Origin of the sequence: Olsenella sp. oral taxon 807 (genome assembly GCF_001189515.2) — a bacterium.
Taxonomy (GTDB): domain Bacteria; phylum Actinomycetota; class Coriobacteriia; order Coriobacteriales; family Atopobiaceae; genus Olsenella_F.
In genome coordinates this window covers 2,516,210-2,528,992 of sequence record NZ_CP012069.2, presented here as the reverse complement: position 1 = coordinate 2,528,992, position 12,783 = coordinate 2,516,210, and the positions used below count along the sequence as shown (strand labels likewise).

10 protein-coding genes are annotated in these 12,783 nt (G+C 61.1%); 9 read left to right on the top strand and 1 reads right to left on the bottom strand.

Features of this window, described 5'->3' with window-relative positions; all coding sequences use genetic code 11:
- Positions 1 to 176 precede the first annotated feature (176 nt).
- The 9 genes from ADJ70_RS10880 to ADJ70_RS10840 all read left to right on the top strand — a co-directional run bounded on the left by ADJ70_RS10880 (position 177) and on the right by ADJ70_RS10840 (position 10,998).
- The gene (locus ADJ70_RS10880; protein WP_050341391.1) at positions 177 to 938 is read left to right on the top strand and encodes a CPBP family intramembrane glutamic endopeptidase; all 762 of its coding nucleotides are present in this window, start codon (positions 177 to 179) and stop codon (positions 936 to 938) included.
- 377 nt (positions 939 to 1,315) lie between these two features.
- Positions 1,316 to 1,933: an MptD family putative ECF transporter S component gene (locus ADJ70_RS10875; protein WP_050341389.1), complete on the top strand. Its 618-nt coding sequence runs from the start codon at positions 1,316 to 1,318 to the stop codon at positions 1,931 to 1,933.
- Positions 1,934 to 2,686, top strand: a complete 753-nt coding sequence (locus tag ADJ70_RS10870) for an energy-coupling factor transporter transmembrane component T (RefSeq protein ID WP_050341387.1) — start codon at positions 1,934 to 1,936, stop codon at positions 2,684 to 2,686.
- Positions 2,683 to 6,036, top strand: coding sequence for an energy-coupling factor transporter ATPase (locus ADJ70_RS10865; protein ID WP_050341386.1), 3,354 nt, complete (start codon positions 2,683 to 2,685; stop codon positions 6,034 to 6,036). The genes ADJ70_RS10870 and ADJ70_RS10865 overlap by 4 nt, the downstream gene beginning before the upstream one ends.
- A complete protein-coding gene (locus ADJ70_RS10860; RefSeq protein ID WP_050341384.1) occupies positions 6,030 to 7,856 on the top strand; it encodes an ABC transporter ATP-binding protein in 1,827 nt (608 codons plus the stop codon). The genes ADJ70_RS10865 and ADJ70_RS10860 overlap by 7 nt, the downstream gene beginning before the upstream one ends.
- Positions 7,853 to 8,041 (top strand): hypothetical protein, encoded by a 189-nt coding sequence (locus tag ADJ70_RS10855; protein WP_050341382.1) that lies wholly within the window; start codon positions 7,853 to 7,855, stop codon positions 8,039 to 8,041. Before ADJ70_RS10860 ends, ADJ70_RS10855 begins: the two co-directional genes overlap by 4 nt.
- Before the next feature lie 240 nt (positions 8,042 to 8,281).
- Positions 8,282 to 9,241 carry a zinc-binding dehydrogenase gene (locus tag ADJ70_RS10850; RefSeq protein WP_050341380.1) on the top strand — a complete coding sequence of 320 codons (960 nt, stop codon included), beginning with the start codon at positions 8,282 to 8,284 and terminating at the stop codon, positions 9,239 to 9,241.
- A gap of 126 nt (positions 9,242 to 9,367) precedes the next feature.
- Positions 9,368 to 10,519: an ATP-binding protein gene (locus ADJ70_RS10845; protein WP_050341378.1), complete on the top strand. Its 1,152-nt coding sequence runs from the start codon at positions 9,368 to 9,370 to the stop codon at positions 10,517 to 10,519.
- Entirely contained in the window at positions 10,483 to 10,998 is a 516-nt protein-coding gene (locus ADJ70_RS10840; RefSeq protein WP_083443971.1) for a DUF4143 domain-containing protein, read from the top strand. The genes ADJ70_RS10845 and ADJ70_RS10840 overlap by 37 nt, the downstream gene beginning before the upstream one ends.
- A 263-nt stretch (positions 10,999 to 11,261) precedes the next feature.
- Here ADJ70_RS10840 and ADJ70_RS10835 read toward each other — a convergent pair whose 3' ends face one another.
- Entirely contained in the window at positions 11,262 to 12,632 is a 1,371-nt protein-coding gene (locus ADJ70_RS10835; protein WP_253273183.1) for an ATP-binding protein, read from the bottom strand.
- Positions 12,633 to 12,783: the final 151 nt, after the last annotated feature.

Below are 12,783 nucleotides of genomic sequence, written 5' to 3'. Positions count from 1 at the left end.
CGAGAGTCCCGCTGTCAAAAGGTTCTATGGGCATCCCGTCTTCCTGTCTCGCTGCGCGGCAACAGGGCATCGGGTGCAGCGAATGCTGAAACTGCACTGGTCATGCTGACGACGCAACAGGTGATATAATCCGCTGTGCTCTGATGGCGTGGAAGTCGAAAGGAAACCAGACCACCATGAACGAGAACACAGACCTCTTGCAGCCTCGGTCCGCCTCATCTGGGGACGGGGACACCCACGGCGGCTCAGGAGAGCCTGTCGCTCCCATGCCTCACCTCGCCCTTGCCCTGTCGCTTCGTTTCGTCCTCATCCTCCTTATGGGGGTGTGCCTTCACCTTGCGGGGCAATCGCTTCTGTGGACCGACCTCGGCATCATTGTCGTCGATGCCATCACCTTCGCTACGCTGGCTCATCTTATGAGAGGGGAGGGACGACGCCTGCGTGACCTCTATGTTCCGACCGGTGGTGCCGACATCGCGTGGGGACTCCTGTTTTCACTCATCATAATCGTTGGCTTCTTTGTCTCGACCGTTCTGGCGAACCTCATCGTCTATCACGGTGCCCCGCCCGCCCAACCCTCGAGTTTCGTTCCCCCGCTGTGGCTCGGCGCTCTTGCTCTTGCCGTTATGCCGCTGACCATAGCCTTCGCCGAGGAGGGGCTGTATCGTTCCTACCTTCTGCCTCGCCTCGCGCGTCGCATGGGCCAGGTCCCGGCACTGCTTCTTGTGTCTGTCTTCTTTGGGCTCCAGCATATCGGGTTTGCTGTTCCTGACGGGCAGCAGATGCTGTCCAGGGCCCTGACCACCCTCTTTGCCGGACTACTCTTTGGTGGCCTCTGGCTATGGAAGAGGAAGACCGTCCCTCTTGTCATTGGGCACTGGCTCCTTGACTTTCTTTTTCTTGGCCTGCCCGTTTTCTACATGGCTACCTCGGCATAGTCCCGGACGGCCGGGGTGGACCGCGCCCGTCCCGGCCGTGAACCTCACATGGCGTTGCAGTTGAAGCCCAAGCCATGCCCGTGTGGGCGGTATGCGCTCCACGAGGCGCGGACGGGTTGGCTTGTGGGAGTGCATACGCTCAGCAAGCAACGTATCAGCCCGCCTCTTCTCACTCGCATTCCTTCCTCTCGGCCCTGCATGGGGCGCACTACGGATGCACAGGCTCCGCACGCTGCCCAGTAAACGCACCCCTTCTCCGACTCATAGTGCAGTGGCTGCAGTAAGTACGCTATGGTTGACATGCTGTGTAGGAAAACGTATAGTGTGTCGCACCATTTGGTTAGCTGCTTTTAACACTATCGCAAGAGGAGGATAGCATGGCACAGGAATCCCAAGTTCAAGCCGCCACCAAGGGCGGTGGGAAGCTGAACACGAAGGACCTCATCTACGCCGGTGCGTTTTGTGCACTCTACATCGTGGCGATGCTCATCGTCGTGATGGGCTCGGGCATAGTGCTTCCCATCCTGTATTTCATCGCCCCGCTCACCGTCGGCACTGTGTGCGGCACAATCTACATGCTCTACGTGCTCAAGATACATAAGTTTGGCGCGGCGCTTATCTTGGGGATACTCTTTATCTTGGCGACCGGCCACCTCACGTGGTACTCGCTTGCAGTGGTTCTTGGTGCCTCGCTCATCGCCGAGCTCATGATTTTCCTCGGCAAGTATACATCAAAGAAGATGTACCTGCTTTCATACGTGTTCTTCAACCTCACCATGGCAGCACCGTATCTGAGCTTTGTGTTCAATCTTCAAGATTCTCTTAAGGTTACGCAAGACTATTATGGGGAAGCTCGTGCAAAGGCATACGAGACTCTCTTCGGATCCGGCTTCTATGTCTTTACCATTGCCCTCGCACTTGTCGGAGGGGCCGTTGGCGCCCTTGTCGCGAGCAGGCTCGTGAAGAAGCACTTTGCCAAGGCTGGGATCGTCTAGGTGGAGTTCGAACTCTACGGTGATGACTCAGGGGCGCGTATCCGCTTTGATCCGCGTACGAAGTTGCTGGTCTTCTTTGTGAGCTGCTTTCTAAGCCTCTCGATGCACGGCAACCTTCCCATCCTGGTGGTCGGTACGCTGCAGTGCGTCATGCTCACTCTGTCCGGAAAGCAGGCCTTGGCGCTCAAATGCCTTGCGAGCCTCTATGTCATCCTGTTCATCCGCTACTGCATTGAGGCGTCAGGGGAGCAGGGTGCAGAGGCGGTCGTTAGTGTGTGTATGGGGCTTATCTCGCTTTTCGTGTTCTTTTTTCCCATCATGGTCTCCTTTCTTTTGCTCGTACGCACCACGCGGGTGAGCCAGTTCCTCTCGGCGTTCCAGGCAATGCACCTACCCATGACCCTTGTCATCCCTCTGGCAGTGCTGTTTCGCTTCATCCCGACGGTACAGGACGAGTGGAGCGGCGTGCGCAAGGCGATGGCGTTTCGTGGCATATCGATGACGCCGGGGGCGATCATTCGACATCCACTCCTGACCATCGAGTACATCCTCGTACCCCTGCTCTTCTCCTCCGTCGGTGTTATGGAGGAGCTGGCCGCAGCCTCGCTGGCACGTGGGATGGACAGTACGCGCAAGCGCAGCTCCTTCGAGGATATACAGCTTGGCGGGGCCGACCTCATAGCGATCAGTCTCTTTATCATAGTTGCCGCCTGGATACTTGCCTTCAGGGCATCAGGAATGAGCAGCCTATGATTCGCTTTGATGACGTGAGCTTTCACTACGGTGGCGAGAGCGGCACCGGAGACGGCGTCGATCATATCGATCTCACGATAGCAGACGGGGCCTTCACGGTGCTTGTCGGCGAGAGCGGATGCGGAAAGACGACCCTCACGCGCCTGATAAACGGCCTTGCCCCCAACTTCTATGAGGGCGAGATGGAAGGTGCCGTCTATGTGGACGACATCTGCACCACCACCGCAGAGCTCCATGATACGGCGGCGCTCATCGGCAGTGTATTTCAGAATCCCAAGAGCCAGTTCTTCAACGTGGACACCACAGGTGAGCTGGTGTTCGGCTGCGAGAACCAAGCTCTGTCTCGTGACGAGATGCGCCGCAGGCTCGACAGGACGCGCATCGACATGCAGCTCGACGCGCTGATGGACCGCAACATCTTTGAGCTTTCCGGCGGCGAGAAGCAGCAGATCGCCTGCGGCTCGGTCTACGCGTCCGGACCACACGTGTTCGTGATGGATGAGCCGTCGGCGAATCTCGACAAGAAGGCGATACGACGCCTGCACAACATCTTGGCGAAGATGAAGGACGAGGGCAAGACCATCGTGCTGTCGGAGCATCGCCTCCACTACCTGATGGATCTGGCCGATGAGTTCGTCTACGTCAAGGACGGGCGTATCGAGAGGACCTTCTCCACGCAGGAGTTGCGCTTGCTCGACGACGCTCGGCTGTCAGAGCTGGGTCTGCGCTGCACCGACTTGCGTCGGCTCGTCAGGGTCAGGGCGACGTCGCCCGCCGGTGGCGGCCCGGATGGCAACGGTGGCAAAGGGCAGGATGGCCCATACGACGATGCCTACGCCGACGCCCGCACTGTCGGGCGCCCCGCCCTCGAGGCGGTTGACCTCAGCTGCAGCCGGGGCAGCGCGCGCATCTTAGACGTGGATCGCATCGCGTTTCCCGTGCATAGCGTGGTGGCGGTGATAGGGGACAACGGCTGCGGCAAGAGTACCTTGGCTGAGTCCCTCTGTGGCATCATTCCCTCCGACGGCACGGTGGCGATAGGCGGGACCTTCGAGACCGCACGGACGCGCTCCAAGAGAAGCTTTATGGTGATGCAGGACGTCAACCGTCAGCTGTTCGCGGATGACGTGGCCGAGGAGGTCAGCCTGAACGCGTCAGTCTCCGAGGAGGAGGTCGACCGGGTTCTTGAGGGCCTGGGCCTGCTCGAGTACAAGGACCGTCATCCCGCCTCGCTCTCGGGTGGGCAGAAGCAGCGCGTGGCCATTGCCTCGGCGCTCTGCGCAGGCAAGGACATCCTGTTCTACGACGAGCCCACAAGTGGCCTCGACCGTCGCGGCATGGAGCGCTTCGGCACGCTTCTGCGCGCCATGCGCGACAAGGTGCTCTGCTCGCTCATCATCACGCACGACCCCGAACTCATCTTGCAGTGCTGCACGCACGTGCTGCATGTGCGCGACGGTCGAGCCGTGGCGCTCTATCCGCTCGACGATGAGGGCGCGGCCCGTGTGCGCGGTTATTTTCTGTCTCCCAGTGATGAGAGCACCAGCAAAAGGCGCGATCGCACCGGAGCGGTGGGCAAGATCCTGCGCTATGCGGGTGAGCAGAGAAGGTCGATCGCGCTCGCGGCGACGCTGATGATCGTCGGGGCCTTGGCAAGCGTCGTTCCCTACCTGCTCATCTACGGCCTTATCGATGCGGCTCTTTCGGGTGGTACCGTTACGCTTGCCGCCGCAGCCCCCGCTGTTGCAGCGATTGCCGTCTGCGAGGTCGTGCATGCCGCAAGTTACACGGTGGGCTTGGTGCTTTCTCACAAGGCAGCGTTCAGCACGCTCGAGAATCTGCGTAAGTTTTTGCAGGAGCGACTAGACGGCCAGTCCATCGGGACGGTGAGGGATCTGGGCGCGGGGGCCGTGAAGAAGCTGTTCACCGACGATATCGAGTCCATAGAGCTCCTGCTAGCACACATGATCCCCGAGGGTGCAGCGAACATCACCGTTGTCGCAGTCGTGCTCCTGACGACATTTGCCGTTGACTGGCAGATGGCGCTTCTCACCCTCATCGTGGTGGGGCTTGGCGTCATCGTGTCCCGGCAGATGTACAGCGTGGGCATCGACAAAATGGGCAGCTACTTTGCCGCGACGAAGCGCCTGAACAACACCATCGTCGAATACGTGGAGGGCATGGAGGTCGTACGCGTGTTCAACCGTCAGGCTGATTCCGGCGAGAAGTTCGAGCGTGCGGTGTCGGGCTATCGCGATCAGGCCCTGGGATGGTACAAGATCTGCTGGCCTTGGATGGCGCTCTACGGCAGCCTGTTCTCGAGCGTTGTGCTGTACTCTTTGCCGTTTGGGGTGCTCATGGTGCTGCTTGGGCGGATGACGCTCTCGAGCTGCGTGCTGGTGTTGTGCCTGAGCTTCGGAATAGGACCGCTGCTGCTGCACTGCATGGCGTTCATCGGTGCCATCCCTCAGGTGAGCTTCAAGATCCAAGTGCTTGAGAAGGCCTTGGACCAGGCGCCACTCAAGTCGGGGAGCGCGGGCTTTGTCGGCCGGGGCCACAGGGTGGTGTTTGAGGACGTGCGTTTCGCATACCGCGATGCCGAGGTGCTGAAGGGTATCTCGTTCACGGCCGATGAGGGCCGCATGACCGCGCTGGTGGGGGAGAGCGGAAGCGGCAAGAGCACCATCGCGCGCCTTCTGGTCCACCACTACGATGTGGCGAGCGGCTCCATCTCTATAGGTGGTCAGCACATCGACGATATGACCCAGGTCGCCCTGAGCGAGCAGATATCCTATGTGTCGCAGGACCTGTTCCTCTTTGACAGGAGCATCCTCGAGAACATCCGCGTCGGCCGGCCCGACGCGACCGACGAGGAGGTTATTGAGGCCGCCAAGCGGGCGCAATGCGACGATTTTATCAGAGATCTGGAAAACGACTACAATACTAATGCGGGAACGGCGGGAAGGCGACTGTCGGGTGGCCAGCGCCAGCGCATCGCATTTGCCCGGGCGATCCTCAAGGATGCGCCCATCGTCGTGCTCGACGAGGCGACGGCGTTCGTCGACCCGGAGAACGAGCAGAGGATGAGCCGTGCCATCCGCGAGATCATCGCGGGCAAGACGGTCATCGTCATAGCCCACAAGCTCCGCTCCATCGCGGGTGCCGACAAGATCATCATGCTGCATCAGGGTCGTGTCCTCGCAGAGGGGACGCAGGGCGAGCTTCTCTCGTCCTGTCCCGAGTACAGAGCGCTGTGGGACGCCTCCGAGCAGGTGAGTGGCTGGACGCTCAGGGATGGTGGGCGCATCGACGCTCAGGGCGCAGGCGGCAGGGAGGCACTATCATGCTAGGCCTCGTCCACCGCATCCTTGCCTTCTCGGGACCCTACGCACGGCGCGTGCGGATCGCCTATGTCTTTGCGTTTCTGAGGGCGCTGTGCGCCACCGCCCCTTTGATGCTTGCCATCATGGCGCTGCGCCTTCTCATGGCGGGCCAGGCGACGCCGCTTTCCTGCTGCCTTCTTGCGGCGGGGATGCTGGTGCTCCTCTTGCTCCAGTCGATCTTCCAATACCTTGCCGATCGCCTGCAGTCGGGGACGGGCTACGAGATCTTCGCTGACAAGCGCGTCGAGCTGGGCCAGCACCTACGTCGCCTCCCCATGGGGTTCTTCACCGCAGGCAACATCGGGCGCATCAGCTCCATCCTCTCGGCCGACATGGTCTATATCGAGGAGCAGAGCATGTCGATCGTCGCGAACGTCATGAGTGACGTCTTCTCCCAGGTCATCCTGACGGTGTTCCTGTTCACGATGAGCCCTCTCGTCGGGGTGATTGTACTGGTGGTCGAGCTCATCGCCGTCCTAGTCGCCCAACCGATGCTCGCGCAGGCGCGTCGCAACTCAGACGTTCGCCAACGGACGATCGAGCGACTGACCGACTCGGTGCTCGAGTACGTCGAGGGTCTCGCAGTCGTCAAGAGCTATAACCTTACGGGCGAGGGGGCACAGGATCTACGCGATAGCTTCGCGACCACGCGGGATACCAGCCTGCGTTTTGCCTGCGAGCAGTCGCCCTTCGAGGCGGCACTCCTGGCGCTGTATGGCCTGGGGTCGGCGGCGGTGCTTGCGCTCTCCGTATGGCAGCTGGAGCAGGGCGCCATGACGCCCGGCACGTTCGTCGGCATCGCGCTGTTCCTGTTCCAGCTGTTCGGACCGCTGAGGGACCTATACCAGCAGAGCACGCGCCTGACCATCATGGAGAGCGCTCTGAACCGCATCGAGTCCCTGTTCTCCCAAGACGAGCTGGAGGATGCGGGCACGGATGACTTGCCCGATGCGGCTGCCGCAGCTGCCTTAGGCAGTCACGAGATCGAGTTCTCGCACGTGTCCTTCTCCTACGGCGAGAAAAACGTACTGAGGGACGTCTCCCTGGCAGCCGACTGCGGTCAGATGGTCGCCCTAGTAGGGCAGTCGGGAAGCGGGAAGACTACCCTTGCGAACCTCCTGGCACGATTCTGGGACGTCTCTGCGGGTCAGGTGCTGCTGCGCGGCGTCGATGTGCGACGGCTGCCGCTCTCGGCGCTCATGGCTCAGATCAGCATGGTCTTCCAGAACGTCTATCTGTTCCAGGACACGGTGTTCAACAACATCGCCATGGGTAGGCCCGGCGCAACGCGCGAGGAGGTATACGAGGCTGCCCGAAAGGCATGCTGCCTCGACTTCGTAATGCGTATGCCCTACGGATTCGACACGATGGTCGGTGAGGGCGGCGCCAGCCTGTCCGGCGGGGAGGCGCAACGCGTCTCCATCGCCCGGGCGATCCTCAAGGATGCGCCCATCGTCGTGCTCGACGAGGCGACCGCCAGCATCGACGCCGACAACGAGCGCCATATCCAGCAGGCCATGACGGAGCTGTGTCGCGGTAAGACGACGTTGGTGATTGCCCATAAGCTGCCCACCATCCAAAACGCCGACAGGATTGCGGTCGTAGGTGACGGTCAGGTGCTCGAGTGCGGCTCGCACGACGAGCTGATGGCGCTGGACGGCGTCTATCGTCGCATGGTGCAGGCAGGCGAGCGGGCATGCGGCTGGGATGTGGCGCCGGTGCAGGGAGGCGCACAGCCGGATGACTCCCGCTGCGGCGACGGCAGAGGCGAGGAGGCAAGACGATGAGCGAAGCGACACAGAAGATGCTTGGCCTCGTCGCGATCATCATCAGCATCTTCCTGCTGATGGGTGGGCTGTACCTGCCCGCCGACTTCGTGGCGGAGCCGACTCAGACCGCGCTTGTCATCCTCGGCGTCATGCTTCTGCTCGGTGGCAACGTGGTCATGGTCGTCGCGCACAACGACGAGTGAGCGAGGCTGCCGTTCTGACTGTCGGCCTGCCTGCTAGACAGCGTGATAGTGCCCCGCAGATTCCCGGGTACCTAAGAATATACGCCAACTGGGCAAACGTTCCAGGGAAAGTGCCCCGCAGATTCCCGGGCGGTTCCTTGGATCCCTCGGGGCCTGACGAGACGGGGCCCTGGCGCGTGACTGTCACGAAAGCTGGGAGCTGTATACTGGCTGCCAGGGACCCCCTATGATTGGAGCGATATGAGAGCGGCAGTCGTCTTTGAGGCCGGTGGGCCAGAGAAGCTGGTCGTCATGGAGGTGCCTACGCCCGAGGTAAAGCCCGGCTGGACGCTCGTGCGCGTTCGGGGCTTCGGCATCAACCACTCCGAGCTATTCACCCGCCAGGGCCTCTCTCCCAGCGTGCGCTTTCCTCGCATCCTGGGGATCGAGTGCGTGGGCGGGGTGGCACAAACCACGGACCCCGACCGTCTGCCGCAGGGGCAGACGGTCGTCTCCATCATGGGGGAGATGGGCCGTGCGTTTGATGGCGGATACGCCGAGTACTGCCTGCTGCCCAACGAGCAGGTCTGCCCCGTGGAGTGGGACGGCGACTGGGCGACGCTCGCGGCCATTCCAGAGACCTACTACACGGCGTGGCTCTCGCTCAAGAACCTGCGCGTCGAGAGCGGTAACCGCCTGCTGGTGCGCGGCGGGACCGCCGGCGTGGGGGTCGCTTTCTCGCGGCTCGCGCACGCGGCGAGACTGTCCGTCACGGTCTGCGGTACGACCCGATCCGTGGCAAAGCAAGAGAGGCTCCTCTCTGCGGGCTTCGACGATGCCGTGGTTGATGCGGACGGCGCTCTGCAGACGGACGAGAGCTTCGACCGTATCCTCGAGCTCATCGGTCCCAAGACGCTTAAGGACAGCTGTCGGCACACGACGGAGGGCGGCATCGTCTGCTCCACAGGCCTGCTCGGAGGTAAGTGGTACATGGACGACGACTTTTCTCCCATCGATGACCTGCCGCGTAACGGCTACCTCACGAGCGCATACTCCGGAAACGTGAGTCCCAGCCTCATGCAGGAACTTCTTGACTACATACGTGAGAGGGCCGTGGACGTTGCGCCCGAGCGCGTGTACACGCTCGATCAGGTGGTCGACGTCCATCGCTACCTTGAGAGCTCACACAGCTTCGGGAAGGTCGTCTGCGTCACGGGGTGAGCGACTTGCGACTATTATCCGGCATGGCTTCCGATAGTGTCATGACGTCGCTTGAGAACTTCTATATCTCCTAGATTCTCTATACTTTCTAGAGATACGATTTCTATCGGCGAGAGAGGAGCGGCCTTGCCCGAGCGTCAGATCTACGTTAATCCCTTCAAGCCAACCGCAGGCATGACCCCACCGGTGCTCGTCGGCCGCGAATCGGTGATCGATGACTTTATGGATGGTCTGGATGAGGGTCCGGGTGCGCCTGGTCGCCTCATGCGCATCACTGGGCCTCGCGGTTCCGGAAAGACGGTGCTCCTGACGGCGCTTGGCAACATCGCCACCAGGCGTGGGTGGTCTGTCGTCAACGTGTCAGGCAAGGAGGCCCTCTGCGCCTCGATTCAGGAACAGCTCGTGGGGGACACTCGGCTCAGAGACCTGAACGTCCAGATTTCCCTTCCGTTTGTGTCGGCAGGAGCAAAGATTGGCGACTCTGGCAGGGAGCCCTCGTTTCGCGATGTGTTCGCCCGTGCCACGCGGTCCCTCTCGCAGGATGGCGCAGGCCTGCTCATCACGGTGGACGAGGCGCAGGATGCCTCACGTGATGACATGGCTGTCATCGCTGCAAACGTGCAGTACATGATTCGCGAGGGGCAAAATGTCGGGCTCTTGTTCGCGGGCATCACGACGGGAGTGCTCGATCTTCTGAACGGCGAGGGCGTCACGTTCTTGCGTCGTGCCCAGGCAGAGGAGCTTGCGAGCATCCCGAGGGCTGATGTCGCGCGAGCGCTTAGGAAGACCATCGAGGCCTCGGGGCTTGCGATCGAAGACGCTGCGCTCGCGCAGGCCGCTGCGGACACCTGCGGCTATGCGTATCTCATCCAACTCGTCGGATACTACATTTGGCGAGAGGGGCGGCGTCACGTCGCAGAGTCCGTGACCATAGACGTGGAGGACGTGCGTCGTGGGACGGCGGCGGTCAGGCAGTATGGGCAGTCGATGATCGAGACGGCGCTTGCCGGACTCACCAAGCCCGCGCTGGACTATCTTTTGGCCATGACTGAAGACAACGCCGCATCCTCCACCGCCGCGGTCGCGAGGCGTATGGGAAAGCCGGCCGCCAGCGCCAACACGTACCGCAGGATGCTCATTAGCCGCCAGGTCATCGAGGCCACGGCACCCGGGTACGTGGCGTTCTCGATGCCGTTCATGCGCGAGTACCTCGTGAAGCATGAGGACGACCTGTTGGCGAGATATGGGGCCTCAGCCTGTCAAGAGCCTGTCCGGTAAGGCCAGGTCACGAGCGTACGTCAGTCCCCGACCGCCGATGGGCCAAGCACGTCACCCCTCTGCGGCCGACCTCATCCCTCCGCCGCGAGCGCACGCCTGATCTGCTCAAAGGAAACCTGCACGTTAACCTTGGCTCAATCATGGAGAATGTAGTGGCGCAGGAGCTGGATGCCCATGGCTTCAAGCTCCACTACTTCAACGCAAAGCGCTACGGCGAGGTTGACTTTGTCGTCCAAGACAGACGTGATGTCATACCCATCGAGGTGAAGTCTGGAAATGACTGGGCGTCCCACCCTGCCCTCGACAAGTTGCTCAAGGTCTCCGAATGGGATCTTGGGCATGCCTATGTCCTATGCAAGGGCAACGTCAGGCAGTCGGGGGCGATCACATACCTGCCCCTCTACATGAGCATGTTCCTCGAGCCAAGACCGCATCCAGAGACCCTGCCGTATGAGGTGGATCTCAGTGCGCTCGGCTAGACGAAATGAGGTGCACGCCCTGGTCGAGGTGTCTTTGGTCGAGGCCTACCTCGACACCAGTATGATGCCTACGGGCCCAAAGGACATATCAATTCGCACTGCCACTCGGCCCTGAGCGTGCGGCCCCGTACGTTCACCATCGAGTGGCAGTGCGGCCTGCGCCGCCACCTGTCCCCCAGTGCTCCTACCGCGTCCAAGGTTTACTATGCTCTACGACCAATATAGCTCGCAGCCTGTGCCCGCATGGTGCCATGGGCAGGCGCTTACGGTACGAGCGGCAGTAGATTTGCCGCATAGAGCGGATAGTTGACGATCCAGCCCTGGTCGGCATAGCCCTTCAGCGACAGCCGAAGGCTCCGCGTGATGCCGTGTTCTTTCGCAAACCTGGCAATACTTCCGCTCTTGACGCTTGTACCCGCCTTGACCTCCAGGGGAACTACCCTGCCGTCGCACTCATACAAAAAGTCGACCTCTCCCTTGCTGCGCTTGCCGTCCGCCGACCAGTACCAGGGGGCCATGCTGGTCGTCTGTGACTCGCTGCCAGTGGCCGAGGGCCTGATTCCGTCTGTCGCGACGAGCTGTTGGCATACGTATTGCTCGGCGTAGACGCCCTTTGCGTGCGTGAAGAGTTCGTTTCCCCTCAAGATGGTCCGCACGTCGAGGTGCAGTGCGGCGCCCAGCAGCCCCACATCGAGCAGGTAGAGCTTGAACGAGCTGTCATCCTCGTAGGCCCGAAGCGGGATGTTGGGTCTTGTGATTCTTTGGACCTTGGTAACAAGGCCCGAGTCGGTGAGCCACGATACGGCATCCTTGTACGTTCGGCCTCGACCGCCCCTCTTTACCTGAGCGTATATGAATCTGTTGCTTCCCGTCTCGCGGGCGATTTGCGTTGGGATCGATCGCCACAGCTCTCGGATATGCTCCGCCTCCGATGCGGATCTCACGTGCTTCGCAAAATCATGCTCGTAGTCGAGCAGAAGGCGTTGCTGGACGTTGCGTGCTGCACCCAGCATGCGCGTATCCACGTATGCCTGCACCGCCTCGGGCATGCCGCCCGTGAACAGGTAGCTGCGCAGCAGGTCCTCATACGTTTCGCCCATCGCGCTTACCAGCTCGATCGCATCGGGCCGGATGAGCTCAGCCAACTGGCCCTGGCCCACAGCGTGTAAGAACTCCCTGAATGTCATGGGGTGCATATTCAGGTACTCGACTTTGCCGACAGGCCATGATATGCGGGCCAAGTTACCCTGCGCGTCGTCTGCGCGGTTCAGTGCGATGCCAAGAAGAGAGCCTGCAGCCACCACAGGCACCTCTGGCCGCTGCTCACACAGCATCTTGAGTGCCGTGAGAGCTCGGGGGCATTCCTGAACCTCGTCGAGAAAGACGAGGGTATTCCCATCAAGTGAATTTGTGCCTGTATAGGCACCTATGGCGGTAAGGAGCCGATCGGGATCGAGGCTTCCGTCAAAGACAGCTCTCATGACCTCATTTTCGAGAAAGACGATATGGGCAAGGGCCCCAAAATTCCTGTGGGCAAACTCGCGAACAAGCCACGTCTTGCCTACCTGCCTCGCGCCGCGAACGATGAGCGGCTTTCGACGCGAGGAGGTCATCCAAGCCTCTAGCTGTGACATCGCCTCACGCTCCATGCGACCTCCCGATGTGGTGCGGATGCCTGTGCGCAGGCGGCAGCTTACCCCTGTCGCCTCTCTTCCGGTCTTCATCTCAGTATATGCTAGTCTTCGGAAACTGCCAATGATGGCCGATTCCGACATCGGAAACTGC